Source organism: Brevibacillus choshinensis (assembly GCF_016811915.1).
GTDB classification, from domain to species: Bacteria; Bacillota; Bacilli; order Brevibacillales; family Brevibacillaceae; genus Brevibacillus; species Brevibacillus choshinensis_A.
In genome coordinates this window covers 3,479,726-3,497,157 of the sequence record NZ_CP069127.1, presented here as the reverse complement: position 1 = coordinate 3,497,157, position 17,432 = coordinate 3,479,726, and the positions used below count along the sequence as shown (strand labels likewise).

Annotated in this window: 16 protein-coding genes; all 16 read left to right on the top strand. The window is 49.2% G+C overall.

The genetic code is table 11. From position 1 onward, the window contains the following. Positions 1-78: 78 nt before the first annotated feature. The 16 genes from JNE38_RS17600 to pgsA all read left to right on the top strand — a co-directional run bounded on the left by JNE38_RS17600 (position 79) and on the right by pgsA (position 17,320). On the top strand, positions 79-2,454 hold the full coding sequence (locus tag JNE38_RS17600) for an FtsK/SpoIIIE family DNA translocase (RefSeq protein ID WP_203357620.1): 2,376 nt from the start codon (positions 79-81) through the stop codon (positions 2,452-2,454). A 223-nt stretch (positions 2,455-2,677) separates the two neighbouring features. Continuing rightward, positions 2,678-3,403 (top strand): GntR family transcriptional regulator, encoded by a 726-nt coding sequence (locus JNE38_RS17595; protein ID WP_203254948.1) that lies wholly within the window; start codon positions 2,678-2,680, stop codon positions 3,401-3,403. A gap of 58 nt (positions 3,404-3,461) precedes the next feature. After that, positions 3,462-4,517: a BMP family lipoprotein gene (locus JNE38_RS17590; protein WP_203254947.1), complete on the top strand. Its 1,056-nt coding sequence runs from the start codon at positions 3,462-3,464 to the stop codon at positions 4,515-4,517. Between the two features lie 120 nt (positions 4,518-4,637). Next, positions 4,638-6,152, top strand: coding sequence for an ABC transporter ATP-binding protein (locus JNE38_RS17585; RefSeq protein ID WP_203357619.1), 1,515 nt, complete (start codon positions 4,638-4,640; stop codon positions 6,150-6,152). Further along, positions 6,145-7,218: an ABC transporter permease gene (locus JNE38_RS17580; protein ID WP_203254946.1), complete on the top strand. Its 1,074-nt coding sequence runs from the start codon at positions 6,145-6,147 to the stop codon at positions 7,216-7,218. Before JNE38_RS17585 ends, JNE38_RS17580 begins: the two co-directional genes overlap by 8 nt. Continuing rightward, positions 7,218-8,177: an ABC transporter permease gene (locus JNE38_RS17575; RefSeq protein ID WP_203254945.1), complete on the top strand. Its 960-nt coding sequence runs from the start codon at positions 7,218-7,220 to the stop codon at positions 8,175-8,177. Before JNE38_RS17580 ends, JNE38_RS17575 begins: the two co-directional genes overlap by 1 nt. 79 nt (positions 8,178-8,256) lie before the next feature. After that, a complete protein-coding gene (locus JNE38_RS17570) occupies positions 8,257-9,438 on the top strand; it encodes a stalk domain-containing protein (protein ID WP_203254944.1) in 1,182 nt (393 codons plus the stop codon). 47 nt (positions 9,439-9,485) lie between these two features. Continuing rightward, entirely contained in the window at positions 9,486-9,641 is a 156-nt protein-coding gene (locus JNE38_RS17565; RefSeq protein ID WP_203254943.1) for a hypothetical protein, read from the top strand. A 134-nt stretch (positions 9,642-9,775) separates the two neighbouring features. Beyond that, entirely contained in the window at positions 9,776-11,071 is a 1,296-nt protein-coding gene (yfmF, locus tag JNE38_RS17560) for an EF-P 5-aminopentanol modification-associated protein YfmF (protein ID WP_203254942.1), read from the top strand. 2 nt (positions 11,072-11,073) lie between these two features. Then, positions 11,074-12,366: an EF-P 5-aminopentanol modification-associated protein YfmH gene (gene yfmH / locus JNE38_RS17555; RefSeq protein WP_203254941.1), complete on the top strand. Its 1,293-nt coding sequence runs from the start codon at positions 11,074-11,076 to the stop codon at positions 12,364-12,366. 9 nt (positions 12,367-12,375) lie between these two features. Then, complete coding sequence (gene ymfI, locus JNE38_RS17550) at positions 12,376-13,110, top strand: elongation factor P 5-aminopentanone reductase (RefSeq protein ID WP_203254940.1); 735 nt, start codon at positions 12,376-12,378, stop codon at positions 13,108-13,110. 102 nt (positions 13,111-13,212) lie between these two features. Further along, positions 13,213-13,482, top strand: coding sequence for a DUF3243 domain-containing protein (locus JNE38_RS17545; protein WP_203254939.1), 270 nt, complete (start codon positions 13,213-13,215; stop codon positions 13,480-13,482). Positions 13,483-13,588: 106 nt separating this feature from the next. Beyond that, positions 13,589-14,368 carry a YmfK family protein gene (locus JNE38_RS17540; protein ID WP_203254938.1) on the top strand — a complete coding sequence of 260 codons (780 nt, stop codon included), beginning with the start codon at positions 13,589-13,591 and terminating at the stop codon, positions 14,366-14,368. Between the two features lie 12 nt (positions 14,369-14,380). After that, the gene (locus JNE38_RS17535) at positions 14,381-15,286 is read left to right on the top strand and encodes a helix-turn-helix domain-containing protein (protein ID WP_203254937.1); all 906 of its coding nucleotides are present in this window, start codon (positions 14,381-14,383) and stop codon (positions 15,284-15,286) included. Between the two features lie 111 nt (positions 15,287-15,397). Next, positions 15,398-16,744 carry a 30S ribosomal protein S12 methylthiotransferase RimO gene (rimO, locus tag JNE38_RS17530; protein WP_203357618.1) on the top strand — a complete coding sequence of 449 codons (1,347 nt, stop codon included), beginning with the start codon at positions 15,398-15,400 and terminating at the stop codon, positions 16,742-16,744. Continuing rightward, positions 16,745-17,320: a CDP-diacylglycerol--glycerol-3-phosphate 3-phosphatidyltransferase gene (pgsA, locus tag JNE38_RS17525; protein ID WP_203254936.1), complete on the top strand. Its 576-nt coding sequence runs from the start codon at positions 16,745-16,747 to the stop codon at positions 17,318-17,320. It begins immediately after the preceding gene. Positions 17,321-17,432 lie beyond the last annotated feature (112 nt).

Genomic DNA, 17,432 nt, shown 5'->3' with positions numbered 1-17,432 from the left:
CAGCAGCCGAACAGCAAACGGCTGCCTTTTTACCATTTGGTATACATATCAGAAAATAGGCAAAAGGAGGCGTGCCATCTGAGTAGAAGAAAAAGAGAGCAGTCGCAAGCGGCATTGGCCTCAGTTGTCAAAATAGAATTGCTAGGACTGATCGTGATTGTCCTATCCTTGATCGGACTGTTGGAGAGCGGATGGCTGGGTAAAAACATTTTGGCTTTTCTGTTCCGCTTCCTTGCAGGGTCGTGGGACTTCCTTCTTCCTGTACTGTTGATAGGAATGGCGATTCACATGATGTTTACGAGAAAAGCTCCACGATTGACTTATCGTGTGCTGGGCATTGTCCTCATCGCAGTGGCTATCTTTACTTGGGACCATCTCATTCTGTACAAGCAGATTACAGCAGACGGCAAATTTGCCGAGCAGAGCATCATTCGGGTAACGTGGGACAGGCTCTGGTTAGACCACAACCAAAAAGTGTCGACAACAGGAGTAGGCGGCGGAATGGTAGGGGCACTTGTTTTCGCCATTTGCAACGGCTTGGTGGGCATGATAGGGACAGGTCTCGTGATTGTCTTTCTGTTTTTGGCAGGCATTATGTTCATGTTCAATCTTTCTTACGTGAACATCGTGATGTTCCTGCGTGATAAAGTTGCGCTGATGTATGGCAAAGCGAAGGAAACGGTCAAGGATTCCGTGCAGCTTTTGCAGGAGGAGAACGACAAACGCAAGCAGGAAGCAAAAGAAGCGAGAGAAGCGCGCAAGGCAAAACAAGCAACCGAGGCAGATGAAGCGATTGTGGTCCCGGTCATCCATGACGCCTACCAAAGCGATTCACAGGATTCCTACTCATCGAGTCCTGCGGAGGCACCAGTGGTTGCACCCGTGATTCGCGATTTTGCTGATCGAATCGCGATGGATGATGGAGAACAGCCCATTTCGTCTCCGCAAACGAATCGCGCCGGGGCGGCAACCAAACAAGAAATTACCTTCTCCCTAGAAGGGGAAGAAGAGATTTTTGGAACGCTGGAGACGGAAGAAGGACAACCTGCTGCGCCGTATGAATTGCCTGGGCTGCACATGTTGTCTCGTCCGAAAACCAGTGGGATCGGGAAAGATGTCGATCATACCTCCAATGCTAACAAGCTCGTTCAAACACTGAAAAGCTTCGGAGTCAGTGCGACGGTATCAGAAGTGCACAGAGGTCCGGCCGTCACACGCTACGAGGTTCAGCCGGCAACCGGAGTCAAGGTCAGTCGGATTGTCAGCCTGACCGATGACTTGGCATTGGCACTGGCAGCTAAAGACATCCGTATCGAAGCCCCGATCCCGGGAAAATCAGCGATCGGTATTGAAGTTCCTAACTCAGAGGTGGCCGTAGTATCTCTGAGAGAGGTCCTGGAAGCGCCACAGTATCAGGATGCACCTGGAAAGCTTACGGTTGCGCTAGGCAGAGATATTTCAGGGGAACCGATTGTGGCGGACTTGACCAAAATGCCCCACTTGTTGGTGGCAGGGGCTACAGGCAGCGGGAAATCCGTTTGTATCAATGGATTGATCATGAGCATTCTCTTCAAGGCGAAACCCGAGGAAGTAAAGCTGATGATGGTGGACCCGAAAATGGTTGAGTTGAATGTATACAATGGCATCCCGCATCTGCTGGCGCCCGTTGTTACGGATCCGCGCCGCGCTTCCGTCGCCTTGAAAAAAGTCGTTGCGGAAATGGAACGCCGCTATAACTTATTTGCAAAGACAGGCAGCAGAAACATCGAAATGTACAACGCCCAAGTGGAAGGTACGCCGCTGCCATACATTGTCGTAATCGTAGACGAGCTCGCTGACTTGATGATGGTTGCGCCTGGTGAAGTTGAGGATGCCATTTGCCGTCTAGCACAGATGGCTCGTGCATCGGGTATTCATTTGATCATTGCGACCCAGCGTCCTTCTGTCGATGTGATTACAGGGGTCATCAAAGCGAACATACCGTCACGTATCGCCTTTGGTGTATCGTCCATGGCCGACTCGAGAACGATCCTCGATATGGGCGGCGCCGAAAAGCTCTTGGGTAGAGGCGATATGCTCTCCCTTCCGATGGGTGCCTCCAAACCCATTCGGGTGCAAGGTGCGTTTGTTTCTGACAAAGAAGTAGAGGAAGTCGTGCGCTTCGTGAAGGAGCAGCAGGAAGTGAGATACAACGAAGAAATGATACCGGGTGACGTTCAGGAAGAGCAGCAGGCAGTCGTCGATGATGAGCTGTACGAACAGGCTGTTCAGATCGTTGCGGAAGCCCAGACTGCATCTGCATCCCTGCTCCAGCGCAGACTGAGAGTCGGTTATACACGTGCCGCACGTCTGGTTGACATGATGGAAGCACAAGGGATCGTCGGCCCTTATGAAGGCAGCAAGCCTAGAGAAGTCAGGCTGCCACGGCCATCCATCGAAAGTAATATATCCTGATAGGATTACAGGAGTAGATTTGCTTTATCTGAACTAGGAGCGAAGTCATGCAAGTTTTTATGTTTATGCATGGTTATTCATAAATATTTGGCTTGCATGATACCCGCCCCTAGGTTAAAATTTTTACGAGATTGAAGGAAATTGTTGTATCGTTTCCCATACGAATCAGAGGTCTGACGTCCTACCTGTTGGGATGGTTAATGGACAGCAGGAGTGAATGACAATGAGCATCAAAGGGAATGTTCGATCGCTTTGTCTCTTGGTAATGGATAAAATCAAGGGAGATATCGAATCAGGTCAGCTGCGTCCAGGGGAACGTCTTCCTTCCGAAGCCGAACTTTCAAAACAGTTAGGCGTTAGCAGGGCGACGCTCCGCGAGGCATTGCGTCTTCTTGAAGAAGAGAAGATTGTTATTCGACGACACGGGGTAGGGACCTTTATCAATTCAAAACCTGTTTTTTCAGGTGGAATTGGGGAACTCTTTAGTGTGACGGATGCGATTGAGCGTCAGGGGTATTCTGCAGGAACGATGATCCTGAAGACGTCCTTTGGCGAGTCTGCTGAAGAAGAGCGAAAAAAGCTGTCTCTTAACCCGGGCGAAGGCGTGCTTTCTGTTGAGCGCATTCGTACGGCCGATGGGGAGCCTGTGGTCTATTGTGTCGACCGCATTCCCGCACACCTAGTTCCAGAAGGCTATACAGCTGTAGGAGAGTCCATCTTCAAATGGCTGGAGAGTGTGACTGAATTGCGCATTGCGTATGCCGTGGCTGAGATTGAACCCATGGGCTACAATGAAAAGGTTTCCAACCTGCTGCAATGCGACAAATCAACTCCGCTGCTCTTGCTGAAGCAGATTCACTACGACGAAAGTGAGCGGCCGGTGCTCTACTCCCATAACTACTTCAGGGCTGATAAAATTCACTTTCACGTCGTGCGGAGACGGTTGTAACTGTGAGGGAAACCTCAGTCAACAATTTCATTCAACTAAAAACAGGGGGTATTCTCAGATGAAGAAAGTTCTTTCTGTGCTGTCTGTGGCGACTCTCAGCCTTTCTCTCGTATTGGCTGGGTGTGGTAGCAAACCAGAAGCACAACCTCAAGGCCAAGCAGGTCAAGGCGGAGCAACTGGCGGAGCAGCAGCACCAACTGCGAAAATCGGTATGGTTACTGACGTTGGTGGGGTAAACGACAACTCCTTCAACCAAAGTGCTTGGGAAGGTCTGCAAAAACTGCAAACCGACCTGAACATGCCGAAAGATAACGTAAACTATCTTCAATCCACCAGCGATGCTGAGTACGTTCCAAACCTGACCCAATTTGTAAAAGACAAATGGGATCTGACATGGGGTATCGGCTTCCTGATGGGAGACCACCTGAAAAAAGTGGCTGACGAAAACAAAGATGCTAAACTCGCTATCATTGACGCTGAAGTAGATGCGCCAAACGTAGAATCCGTACTCTTCAAAGAGCATGAAGGTTCCTTCCTGGCGGGTGTGGTAGCAGCGAAAATGACCAAAACGAAAAAAGTTGGTTTCGTGGGTGGCGTTGAGATCCCGGTAATCAAACGTTTTGAATTGGGCTTTGAAGCTGGTGTGAAAGCAGTTGACCCTAGCGTTCAAGTAATCAAAGTGTACACGGGTGCCTTTGACAAGCCAGACGTAGGTAAATCCACCGCTTCCTCCATCTACGGCCAAGGCGCGGACATTATCTTCCACGCTTCCGGCGGTACTGGCGATGGCGTATTCAACGAAGCAAAAGACCGCAAAGCAAAAGGCGAAAACGTATGGGTAATCGGTGTTGACAAAGACCAATCTCTGACTTTCGGCGATGAAGTCACCCTGACTTCCATGGTGAAACGTGTAGACCAAGCGGTATTCAAAGTTTCCAAAGACCTCATCGATGGTAAATTCGAAGGCGGTAAAATCGTTTGGCTGGGTCTTGCCGAAGACGGCGTAGGATTGGCTGACACTTCCAAGAAAAACGTTCCAGAAGACGTTCTGAAGCTGGTTGACGAGTACAAGCAAAAAATCGTTAAAGGCGAAATCACTGTACCTGAAAAATAATTACATTGAAGCTGCAAACGGACAAGGCTAGTTCGAGCAACTAGCCTTGTTCTTTACCTTCAAACTAGACCCACAAAAACGGGGGGAACATGGTTGAATCCGGTAAAGAATGTTGTTGAAATGCGAGGAATTACCAAACGTTTCCCAGGAATCATCGCGAACGATAGCATCACGCTATCCGTAAAGCATGGGGAAATTCATGCCCTCCTTGGCGAGAACGGCGCAGGCAAGTCTACTCTTATGAACATTTTGTTTGGTCTTTATCAACCTGATGAAGGCGAAATCCTTATCAATGAAACACCGGTTAAAATCACAAATCCCAATAAAGCGAACGAGCTTGGTATTGGTATGGTGCATCAGCATTTCATGTTGGTTGAAACATTTACCGTAACAGAAAACATTGTGCTAGGAAACGAACCGAAAAACGGGTTGCAGATAGATATCCAGAGTGCGGAGAAGGCAGTGGAGAAGCTTTCAAATCAATATGGTTTAAAAGTAGATCCGCGAGCGAAGATCCAAGATATTTCTGTAGGTATGCAGCAGCGGGTCGAGATTTTGAAAACGCTGTATCGCGGTGCGGACATCCTGATTTTCGACGAACCGACTGCGGTATTGACCCCACAGGAAATCAATGAATTGATCGAGATCATGCATAACTTGGTCAAAGAAGGCAAAACCATCATTCTCATCACTCACAAATTGAAAGAAATCATGGCTGTTTGCGATGCGGTGACGATTATTCGCCGAGGCAAGGTCATCGATTCCGTCCTGGTCAAGGATACGAATCCGGATGATTTGGCTGCGAAAATGGTTGGACGGGAAGTCAACTTCCGAGTCGACAAGAAGGAATCCCAGCCTAAGCAATCGATTCTCGCAGTGGAAAATCTGACAGCTATGGGCAATCGCGGCGTCAATGCCCTGAACAATCTCAGTCTGGAGGTTCGCGCAGGCGAAATCCTCGGGATTGCAGGTGTAGATGGGAACGGTCAGAGTGAATTGATCGAAGTATTGACGGGACTGCGCAAAGCCACTAGCGGCCGTGTACTTCTTAATGGCAAAGAAATCACCAATCAGGCACCGCGTGCGATCTCTGAATCGGGGCTTTCCCACATTCCAGAGGACCGTCACAAGCGCGGCTTAGTACTGGATTTCACCATGAGTGAAAACATGGTATTGGAGACCTACTTCCATCCAACGTTCAACAAGAACGGTTTTCTTGATTATGGCGCCATTGACAAGCATGCGGCAAAGCTCATTGAAGAGTTTGACGTACGAACACCGAGCATTTACACGCCAGCCCGTGCTCTTTCCGGGGGGAACCAGCAAAAGGCGATTATTGCCCGTGAAGTGGACAAGAACCCGGATTTGCTCATCGCTGCGCAGCCGACTCGCGGATTGGATGTCGGTGCGATTGAATTTATCCATCGCCGCCTGATTGAGCAGCGTGACAATGGCAAGGCAGTATTGCTCTTGTCTCTGGAGCTGGACGAAGTTATCAATGTGTCAGACCGAATCGCCGTGATATATGAAGGAAACATTGTAGGTATTGTTGATGCCAAAGCGACTACCGAGCAAGAGCTTGGCTTGATGATGTCCGGTGGAAAACGGATGCAAGGAGGGGGAAACGATGAATAGAGTCATTGCCGTATTTACAAAAGAATCGTTTCTCGTTCCGCTAGTAGCGATCATTCTTGGTCTACTGACAGGTGCGATCGCGATGTTGGCAGGTGGTTTTAACCCGATAAAAGCGTATATGGCTTTGCTAGAGAAAGTTTTCGGCAGTGCCTACAACTTTGGGGAAACCATTCGCCAGATTACGCCTCTGATTTTTACAGGTCTCGCCGTTGCGTTTGCATTTCGGACAGGTCTGTTTAACATCGGTGCTGAAGGCCAGTTTATCGTCGGGATGATCGCCTCTACAGCAGTTGGCGTATCGCTAGATCTGCCTGCTTACATCCATGCTCCACTTGCCGTCATCGCAGGTGCAGTTGCTGGTGGGCTTTGGGGTTCCATTGCCGGCTATTTGAAAGCGGCACGCGGCGTGAATGAAGTCATTACGAGCATCATGCTGAACTGGGTCGCTCTTTACTTGGCGAACTGGGTCATGAATGCGTTCTTCGTACCAGCTGGGCAACAGCGTTCCGAGATGATTCACGACTCCGCTGTCATCACCATTGGTTGGCTGTCTACGATGTTTGACAGCGCGCGTTTGCATTGGGGTACATTGATTGCGGTTCTTGCAGCTATTTTCTTTTACGTTATCCTCTGGAAAACGAAATCCGGCTTTGAACTGCGTGCCGTTGGCTTGAACCCGCATGCCTCCGAGTATGCAGGGATGAACGTAAACCGCAACGTCGTAAAAGCAATGTTTATCGGTGGGATGTTTGCGGGAATCGGTGGTGCGTGTGAGATTCTTGGTGTCTTCCATTACCAGGCAATCATGACCGCTCAGCCAGGCTACGGATTTGACGGGATCGCCGTAGCGTTGATTGGTGGAAACACGCCGCTGGGGGTTGTACTCGGGGCCATCCTGTTCGGTATTCTGTCGTTTGGTGCAGCAGGCATGAAGTTTGGCGCGGGTGTACCGGTTGAACTGATTCGTGTCGTGATCGCTTCCGTTATTTTCTTTGTGGCGGCGCATGGAATCGTGAAGATTTTTGTTAAACCGATTTTGAATAAGAAAAAGGAAGGTGGAAACTGATGGATTGGGGATTAATTGTAAGTAACCTCGTTCATGATACCATCGTGTTTTCCACTGCCTTGATATTTGCGTCATTGGGTGGACTGTATTCCGAGCGTTCGGGTGTCGTGAACATCGCGTTGGAAGGCATGATGATCATCGGTGCATTCACCGGTGCGGTTATCACCTACGCATTTCAGGATTCTCTTGGCGGAGCAGCCCCGTGGATTGGATTCCTCTTGGCAGGGGTCGCAGGTGCAATCTTTGCACTGCCTCATGCGGTCGCATCCGTTACGTTCAAAGCGGACCAGACAGTGAGTGGGGTAGCACTCAACTTCCTGGCTGCAGGTCTCTCTGTTTACCTGACCAAGATCATCTTCAACGGGGCAGGGCAAACGACCACGCTTACCAGCGTTTTCGGAAAGTGGAGCATTCCGGGGCTTCATGACATTCCATACCTTGGACATGCTATTTTCGAAGCATACCCAACAAGCTTCCTGGCTTTCATCATGGTGTTTGTAACCTGGTACGTTATTTTCAAAACACCATTTGGCTTGCGTCTTCGCGCTGTCGGTGAACACCCGCGTGCAGCTGACACCGTTGGGATCAATGTGAAAAAGATGCGATACACTGCCGTTATGATCAGTGGTATTTTGGCTGCATGGGGTGGGGCCACCATTTCCTTGACCACCACCAGCAACTTTTCTCACAACACCGTTTCCGGGCAAGGATTTATCGCGATTGCCGCTCTGATTTTCGGAAAGTGGCATCCAGCGGGTGCGATGGGGGCAGCTTTGTTCTTCGGGGTTGCTCAAGCCATCAAGTCACTCGTTCAAATTTTCGGCTTGACCAAATACGTGCCTACAGAGTTTATCTTTATGCTGCCATACGTCCTGACGATCCTCGTTATGGCTGGACTTGTCGGTCGCTCGAATGCACCGGCAGCATTGGGTAAACCATACGATACAGGCTCACGTTAGTTGACATAATTTGCGTCTAGAACCTCAATCTTTCCGTATGCGATAATTTTTTTGTTAGATCGCGCGGGGAGGGATATGGATGAACAGCTGTTTACATGAAAACAGCAGTCTTCTATGGACGAAGGTTCTAGGCGCTTTTTTCTTATGTCTGGGATTAAGTGTCACAGGTGCGAATCGTGCAGGAGCTGCAGAACCGGGACCGGTCATTTCACTTGTGATTGATGGGAAAGGAATCAGTACAGACGTACAGCCCATCCGTGAAAACGGACGCATGCTTGTTCCGATTCGCGTTGTCGCTGAATCCACCGGGGCAAACGTCACCTACGAGACGGCCAATCGGCAAGTCACGGTCACGGAAAAGGGAAAACGGATTGTTCTGCTTGTGGACAGTCGCACAGCGTTTGTAGATGGCAAACGTGTCACCATGGATGCGCCAGCGATGATCGTGAATCAACGGACAGTGGTTCCGATCCGTTTTGTGAGTGAGGCATTGGGCTATCAAGTGGTTTGGGACGAGAGGGCAGGCGTTGCGCAGGTTCAGACCAAGCCTGTTGAAGATAAAGCTGCTGTGATTCAAGAGGCTTCCAATCCTTATGTCGTCCAGGCAGGAGACACGCTGACCGGAATCGCAGAGCGACACCATACGACTGTCCAGGCTTTGAAAAAGAATAATTACCTGTCATCAGATGAGCTGACGGTCCAGCAGCTTTTATTTTTGCCGGAGGGTTCGAAAAAATCCGAGCATCCACTATCGACCGTCGGAGATAGCAGATTGTACGACGATAGCTTCTACTTTCCTTTTTCTGAAGCGACCTGGTACGAGCCTTATGGCGACAGCTATGGGTCTGACAGGGAATGGACGGAGAGCAATAGCGGAAATGTACGCAGCCATGAAGGGATCGACATCATGGCACCGAAAGGAACCCCTGTCTACGCTGTGACAGATGGCACGATTAATCGAGTGGGGTGGAATACGTACGGAGGATGGCGGGTAAACATTACCGATCGAGCAGGACGCTACCGGATGTACTACGCGCATCTAAGCGCCTATGCCCCGGGTCTTGCGATAGGAGATACGATCCGCGCTGGCCAATTGATCGGGTTTGTGGGAGATACAGGGTATGGAGGAACTGGCACGGTAGGCATGTTTGAACCCCATCTCCACTTCGGACTCTACAAAAACAGCGATGGGCTAGCGATTGATCCGTATTTCTATTTGCGCTATTGGGAGCAGAACAAGGTGGAAAGTCCGTTCTCTTAATGGGGCAAACTAAACAGGTAAATCCCTTTTCTAGAGGAGGAATCTGTATGTGGGTTTGTCCCTATTGCGGTGGGAATCATGGACTCCCTTTCCATGACGAGCAGCTGGATGGCATGCTTTGCTTATCGGATGATTGCGGTCGATTCGTACAGGAAGATGCCATACCAGATGAGCGAACGGAATGGGATTATAGCGATTTGTAGGAAAGAAGGGGCGATTCTGCTCCTTTTTTTCTTTTTCTGGGAAAATGCAGTTCGGTGAGAAGTTTCACATGCTTGATGGCCTGTCAATTGGTTACAATAGAGGAGAGTACGCTGAAGAGAAGGGAGATTGAGCGATGAGTGCGAACATAACGGAAATCGCGTTTCAAAGTACCCAGATCAATGGGATGAACGTACATATCTTGCCAACAGGCAAATTTAAAACCACAACGATCGTGACAATGATTGAGCAAGCTCTTTCCGAGGAGACCGTGACCAAGACAGCCTTACTCGCTATGGTGATGAAGAGGGCAAGCGCACGTTTTCCCGAGACGAAGCTGCTGCGTGCTCACCTCGATTTTCTATATGGGGCGATCTTTGATGTAGACGTTACCAAAAAAGGCGAGAGGCAAATTCTCCAGATCTATATGGAAGTGCCGAACGAAAAGTACTTGTCACAGGAGGATTCGCTGCTCGAGCAGGCCATTCAGTTTGTCGGTGATATGCTCGTCAGGCCGCATGTGGAAAACGGATCTTTTCTGGAGAAATACGTCGCGCAGGAAAAAGAAACGCTGCGCAAGCGTGTGGAAAGCCTGATTGATGACAAGATGAAATATGCCAACCAACGGGTCACAGAAGAAATGTGCAAAGGTGAGCCCTTTTCGTTGCTTGTTCAGGGGAATGTGAAAGATCTGCCTGCCATTACTGGCCAAGAGCTGTATCGATATTTCAAAGAAATTACGGCAAGCAATCCAATCAATATGTTCGTGGTCGGCGATGTGAAGCCGCAGGTTGTCGAGCAGGCCATTTCGAAGCATGTTTCACTGGAACGTTCTGATGTGCAATCGCTGGATATCAGCAATGCATCCAAGCAAATCGCGAACGAGCGGGAAGTCATCGATCGTTTGGATGTCAATCAGGCCAAACTCAATATTGGCTGCCGAACAAATATCACCTACAAGGATGACGATTACCCTGCTTTACTCATGTACAACGGCGTCCTGGGCGGATTCCCTCACTCGAAGCTGTTCGTCAATGTACGCGAAAAGGAAAGCTTGGCCTATTATGCGGTATCCCGTTTGGAAAGCCACAAAGGGATCATGATGATCATGTCGGGCATCGAGGTCAACAAGTACCAGAGAGCTGTTGAAATCATTAAGCAGCAGATGGAATCCATGAGTCAGGGAAACATTTCCGAGGAAGAAATGAGCCAGACGAAGGCAACGCTCTCCAATCAATTCCGAGAACTGCTGGACAGTGCACGGGGCATGATCGAGTTTACCTACAACGGATTGGTCAGTGGACGCAAACGGCAGCTGGATGAATTGTTGCGAGGAATTGAGACGGCGACGATTGAAGATATCAAAAATGTGGCTGCCAAAGTGGAGATCGATACGATTTATCTGCTCCGCGACAAGAAGGGAGAGGCGTGACGATGCAGACGACCAGATTTGAGCAAGTCAACGAAACGGTATACAACGAGACGTTACCGAATGGCCTGCAGGTATATTTGGTACCGAAGCAGGGCTTTAGCAAAACGTATGCGGTCTTCACGACGAAGTACGGTTCCATTGACAGTCACTTCCGCACCCGTGCTGGAGAGGAGATCAATGTTCCAGACGGGATCGCTCACTTTCTCGAGCACAAGATGTTTGAGAAAAAAGATCGGGATGTCATGCACGAGTTTAGTAAAAATGGAGCATCCTGCAATGCGTTTACGAGCTTTAACCGGACCGCTTATCTGTTCTCTTGCACAGATAAATTGGATGACAACCTGAATTTGCTGCTGGATTACGTACAGGATCCGTACTTTACGGATGCCAGTGTGGAAAAGGAAAAAGGGATCATTGGCCAGGAAATCACGATGTACGATGACAATCCGGACTGGAAGGTCTACATGAACCTTCTGAAGGCCATGTACAAAGATTATCCGATCAACATTGAGATCGCCGGCACGATTGAAACGATCTCTCACATCACCAAAGAATACCTGTATCAATGCTATGAGACTTTTTATCATCCTGCAAATATGGTGCTTCTGGTCGTCGGCTCATTTGACCCAGAGTCCATCATGCAATTGATCCGCCAAAACCAGTCTGGAAAAGAGTTTCCACCTACTCCGCAAATCACCCGGTTGTTTCCGACGGAGCAGCCCGAACCTGCGCAAGCAAAAATCGAAGCGAATCTGACCGTTGGCTTGCCAAAATGCATGATAGGGATCAAGGAACGGGAGCTCGGCCTTACGAAAGAAGCCTTGTTAAAAAGGGAACTCACCACTAAACTGTTATTGGACATCGCGTTCGGCACCAGCTCCGCGATCTACGAACGACTGTACGATAGCGAGCTGATCACGGAAAGCTTTGATTTTGACTACAGCAGCGAGAAGGATTACGCGTACACCATTTTGGGGGGAGATACGCCCGATCCGGAGCGCTTGGTGCAGACCATTCAAACGGAGATCGAACAGTTGAAGCAAAAAGGAATTGATCAGGATGATTTTGAACGTGCCAAACGGAAGAAAATCGGCAACTTCCTGCGTTCGCTCAACTCCGTAGAGTTCATTGCGAATCAATTCACCAGCTTCAAATTTAACGACAACGATCTCTTTTCTGTGGTGCCGACGTTGGAGTCGATCACGCGCGAGGATGTGGAAAAACGTCTGAATGAGCATTTTGTCATCGAACAAATGGCTGTTTCGATTGTTCGTTCCGCTTCGCCACAGGAGTAGTGAAAGAGGATGAATCAACAGACGCCCTGGGCGTTGGTAACAGGTGCTTCCGGTGAGCTTGGGCAAGCGATCGCCAGTGGCCTGGCTCACGCAGGAGTTCCGCTTTACCTGCATTACCATCAATCCGAACAAAAACTGAATGGACTCCTGGCGCTGTGTCAGCAGCTCGGAGTACCGGCAGTCAAGCTCCAAGCCGATTTGCGTGATCCATTGCAAATCAGCATGATGTTTGAGCAATTGCCAGTTCCCCCGTTGCTGATCGTCAACAATGCTTCTGCGGACCATATTGGCCTCTTTTCCGATGTGACGCTTAGCCAGTTTGACGAACTCGTGGCTGCAAATGTTCGCTCCGCTTTTCTCGTCAGTCAAGCGGGGCTTTCTGCCATGCTGCGCGAACGTTATGGACGCATCGTCAACATTTCTTCGATCTGGGGAATGACAGGAGGATCTTGTGAGGTGCTCTACTCGCTTACCAAAGGTGCTGTCAATACGTTTACCAAAGCGCTGGCAAAGGAGCTCGCCCCTAACGGGATTACGGTAAATGCGGTTGCACCAGGTGCCATTCGAGGGGGCATGATGGAACGCTTTTCCCCCGATGAATTAGAGATGATTGCCGAAGAGATCCCGGCAAACCGGCTGGGCTTGCCTAGCGAAGTTGCCGCTGTCGTATGCTTTTTGCTCTCGCGGGAGGCAAGCTACGTCACAGGCCAAATCATCAGTCCAAATGGCGGCTGGTACACCTGAGGATTCGCTTGCTCATCTGCATAAATCCCGAGATTTGGTGGAATTCTACCTCTGTGTGGGCAGCAATCTTGTCCGCAACGTATTTAAGGAGGGAATTTCCATATGTCAGTTCTTGACAATTTTCGCGACTGGAAAGAGTTTCTCGGTGAACGAGTAGCGCAAGCGACACAAGCGGGTATGGAGAGCGAAACGCTGCAAAATGTAGCTTACCAAATCGGTGGTTACCTCTCAGAGCAAGTGGATCCGAAAAATGATCAAGAGCGCCTGCTAAAGCAGCTGTGGGATGCAGGAGATCAACAGCAGCAGCAAGCACTGGCTTCGCTGATGGTGAAACTTGTTCAAAACCCTGAGAACGTCGGTCGTGGCAATTAGCCCTTAAATCCCCTATTTTGGGGATTTTTCTTTTCCCGGATTGTCGATTGATGGGAACGTGATATACTACATAAGAAGAGAATCTGTATGTCGGAGAGGAATGCATATGGAAGCAAAAAAAGAATGGTATATGGAGTACGAAATCGCCCGTAACCGTCCCGGGCTCCTTGGGGACGTCGCTTCTATTCTGGGTATGTTGAACATTAACATCGTGACGATTAACGGTGTCGATACCATGCGAAGAGGCATGTTACTTTTAACGGACGACGATGAAAAAATTGAGGTATTGCGCAACGTTGTCCAAAAAATGGACAACATAACCATAACGAGGTTGCGTCCACCAACCATGCTCGATCGACTGGCTGTTCGCCATGGCCGCTATATCGAGCGTGACAGCGAAGACAAGAAAACGTTTCGCTTCGTTCGGGATGAACTGGGCCTCTTGGTCGACTTCATGGCTGAAATCTTGAAAAAAGAAGGCCATCAATTGATCGGGATTCGAGGAATGCCTCGCGTGGGAAAAACAGAATCGATGATCGCAGCCAGCGTCTCCGCCAATAAGCGATGGACGTTTATTTCCTCGACACTTCTGCGTCAAACGGTTCGTAGCTCACTAGCCATTGATGAATTGTCTACTGATCATGTATATTTGATAGATGGCATTGTGTCCACGCTGCGTTCTACGGAAAAGCATTACACTTTGCTTCGGGAAATCATGAATTTCCCTGCCGCCAAGATTATTGAGCATCCGGATATCTTTGTAAGGGAGTCAGAGTACGAGCTATCTGATTTTCATTACATAATTGAACTGCGTCACCATCCGGAAGAGGAAATTACCTACGAATTGATCAATAATCGCGGCTTTGATAATTTTGAAATGAATTAAGGAGGGGCAGCTGTGTCTGAGCTTGGTCAAGTACTACAAAGGGCCCGCGAGGAAAAGGGAATCACGCTCGATGACGTTCAACGTATCACGAAGATACAGAAACGTTATTTGGAAGCCATTGAAAGGGGCCATTTTCATGTACTCCCCGGCCACTTTTACGCGCGTGCGTTCATCAAAAGCTATGCGGAAGCCGTTGGTCTCGACCCGAATCACATCATGAATCACTTCCAGTCCGATTTGCCGGCCCAGCCTCCAACAGAACAAGTGGAAAGGTTGCGCCGTCGCCGAGTGGCGTCGACCAACAGTCCATTGCAGGCAGGTCGATGGGTAACCAAGACCTTGCTCGTCCTGTTTATTGCCTTGATCATTGGCGTCATCTACATAGCTGTTGTCAATAGCAATGGTGGAACGATGACACAGCCGCCTGTACCGAGTGGATCCGTAACCCCAGGTGCTGAAATGGTCTCCCCTGGGAATGGTGGTGGAGCTGCCACTTCGCCGATTGCCCAGCAACCAAACCCCCCGACCACGGTCACTCCGACGACTCCCGATCCCGGGACAGTCACTACGGACCCGGTCACTGAAACCCCAAAGACGACGATTACCTTCGAGTCCCAGCAAGGTTCCATGTATAACTATGCTGTAGCGGGAGAAGAAAAAATGACGGTCAAGCTGAAGATAAAGGATGACCGTAGCTGGTTTGGCATTTCGGAAGGAAAAGGCAAAAAATATGTTGAAGAAGGCGAGCTAAAAAAGGGCGAGGAAAAGACAATCGAGCTGGGTAAATCGGCTTATGTGCGATTAGGCAAACCTATGACGGTAGAGTTGACAGTGAACGGAGTGCTGGTGGATACTTCTAAAATGAAGTCCATGCCTTCGAACATTACACTTAAAATGAAAGAGACAGTAACTCAGTAGGCAAGCGAATGCTTGCCTTTCATACTTTTGTCTCTTTTGACACTTCCTTTACGCTTATATTATACTGGTTAGGTGTAATATGGGCTGGTGTGACCAATTGGAGGAAAAATGATGACAGAGAAAGTAGGCACGCGAGAAAAAGTTGCGATTGTAACACTGGGCTGTGAGAAGAATCTCGTTGATTCCGACATGATGGCCCATCTGATAGATGAAAAAGGCTATGAGCTGGTTGATAATCCTGAGGATGCAACCGTGGTCGTCGTCAACACCTGTGGTTTCATTGATGCAGCTAAAGAAGAGTCGGTTAACAAGATTTTGGACATGGCTGAATTGAAGGAAACGGGCAAGCTCAAATCGCTTGTAGTGGCAGGCTGTCTAACCCAGCGTTACAAAGAGGATATCTTGAACGAGATTCCTGAAGTGGACGGCATTGTCGGAACAGGCGATTTTATGTCCATTACAGGGATCATCGAAGAATCTCTTGCAGGCAAGCGCCCGGTTTTTGTGGGCAACCCGATTTTTACGTATGAAGATGTAGTAAAGCGAAAAGTGAAGGAAGGTACCTACTCTGCATACATTAAGATTGCAGAGGGCTGTGACAATGCATGTACCTTTTGCAGTATCCCTTTGATGCGTGGAGGATTTCGCAGCCGCACGATCGAATCCATTTTGGAAGAGGCGCGCCATCTTGCCGCACAGGGGATTGTTGAAGTCAGCTTAATCGCGCAAGATTCCACCAACTACGGTACGGACATTTACGATGGAAAACACATGCTTCCAGAACTGTTGAACCGCTTGTCTGAGGTGGACGGAATCCAGTGGATCCGTCTTCATTACGCGTATCCAGGATTCTTTACGGACGAGTTGATTCAGACGTTCGCAACCAATCCAAAAGTATGCAAATACGTGGATATGCCACTGCAGCATTCGGAGGATCACATTCTGAAGCGGATGCGCCGTCCTGGACGTCAGACGGATATCCGTGCATTGGTAGCGAAAATTCGCGCACAAGTACCGGACGTTGCTTTGCGCACGTCGCTGATTGTCGGTTTTCCCGGTGAGACGGAGGAAGACTTTGCACGTCTGAGCGAGTTTGTAAAAGACATTCGCTTTGATCGTCTTGGAGTATTTACGTATTCCAACGAAGACGACACTCCAGCATCCAGACTTCCAGACCATGTGGATGAAGAGACGAAAGAAAAGCGCGCGAACCTTCTGATGGAAATTCAGCGCGAAGTGGCAGGCGACCGCAACAGTCGCTTCGTGGGACAGGTGCTCGAAGTGCTGATTGAACGGTACGAAGGTCGCAATGATATTTACGTGGGCCGTACTCAGTACGATGCTCCGGAAATTGACGGTGAAGTTTTTGTCTCCGGCTTTAAGGGGGAACTTGGCTCAATCGCGAAGGTTAAGATTACGCACTCCTTTGAATACGATTTAGCTGGGGAGGTAGTCTAGGTGAATCTCGCCAACCGCATCACCCTCGCCAGGATTTTCCTGGTACCGGTCGTTATGTTTTTTCTGCTGGTGCGTTACAACATCGGGACTTTTACGATTGGTAGCCTGACGATGACGTTTAACGAGCTGATTGCGGCTTTGGTCTTTATCCTTGCAGCCAGTACGGACGGACTCGATGGATATATTGCCCGTAAACGGAAGATCGTAACGAATTTCGGCAAGTTTTTGGATCCTCTCGCCGATAAGCTCCTCATTTCGGCGGCATTGATTTCGTTGGTAGAAATGCAACGGCTGGAAGCGTGGATTGCCATTGTCATTATCAGTAGGGAATTTGCAGTGACGGGTTTGCGGTTGATTGCAGCGGCCGAAGGGCAGGTTATTGCTGCCAGCGCTCTGGGTAAACTGAAGACATGGGTGCAAATCGTTGCCATTACCGTGGTTATGATTCGCAACTTTCCGTTTGAGTTTCTCGGCATTCCATTTGACGAGGTCGCTACATGGGCAATGGTCATCATCACGATTTACTCCGGGTACGACTACTTTGCGAAGAATCGCAACGTTATCCAATACTCGTAATGCGGGTATTGGTCTCTTTTTTCACAAGGCTCTTCTCCAATGCGGTTGTCAGTGATAGACTGTTAGTTTAGAGGCTTACCTTCTGATTGCTTACTCTCGACGAGAACGGGTG

Coding starts and splice junctions, on each gene's coding strand:
- JNE38_RS17595 (WP_203254948.1), top strand. CDS start 2,678: ATGAGCATCAAAGGGAATGTTCGATCGCTTTGTCTCTTGGTAATGGAT.
- JNE38_RS17590 (WP_203254947.1), top strand. CDS start 3,462: ATGAAGAAAGTTCTTTCTGTGCTGTCTGTGGCGACTCTCAGCCTTTCT.
- JNE38_RS17585 (WP_203357619.1), top strand. CDS start 4,638: ATGCGAGGAATTACCAAACGTTTCCCAGGAATCATCGCGAACGATAGC.
- JNE38_RS17580 (WP_203254946.1), top strand. CDS start 6,145: ATGAATAGAGTCATTGCCGTATTTACAAAAGAATCGTTTCTCGTTCCG.
- JNE38_RS17575 (WP_203254945.1), top strand. CDS start 7,218: ATGGATTGGGGATTAATTGTAAGTAACCTCGTTCATGATACCATCGTG.
- JNE38_RS17570 (WP_203254944.1), top strand. CDS start 8,257: ATGAACAGCTGTTTACATGAAAACAGCAGTCTTCTATGGACGAAGGTT.
- JNE38_RS17565 (WP_203254943.1), top strand. CDS start 9,486: ATGTGGGTTTGTCCCTATTGCGGTGGGAATCATGGACTCCCTTTCCAT.
- yfmF (WP_203254942.1), top strand. CDS start 9,776: ATGAGTGCGAACATAACGGAAATCGCGTTTCAAAGTACCCAGATCAAT.
- yfmH (WP_203254941.1), top strand. CDS start 11,074: ATGCAGACGACCAGATTTGAGCAAGTCAACGAAACGGTATACAACGAG.
- ymfI (WP_203254940.1), top strand. CDS start 12,376: ATGAATCAACAGACGCCCTGGGCGTTGGTAACAGGTGCTTCCGGTGAG.
- JNE38_RS17545 (WP_203254939.1), top strand. CDS start 13,213: ATGTCAGTTCTTGACAATTTTCGCGACTGGAAAGAGTTTCTCGGTGAA.
- JNE38_RS17540 (WP_203254938.1), top strand. CDS start 13,589: ATGGAAGCAAAAAAAGAATGGTATATGGAGTACGAAATCGCCCGTAAC.
- rimO (WP_203357618.1), top strand. CDS start 15,398: ATGACAGAGAAAGTAGGCACGCGAGAAAAAGTTGCGATTGTAACACTG.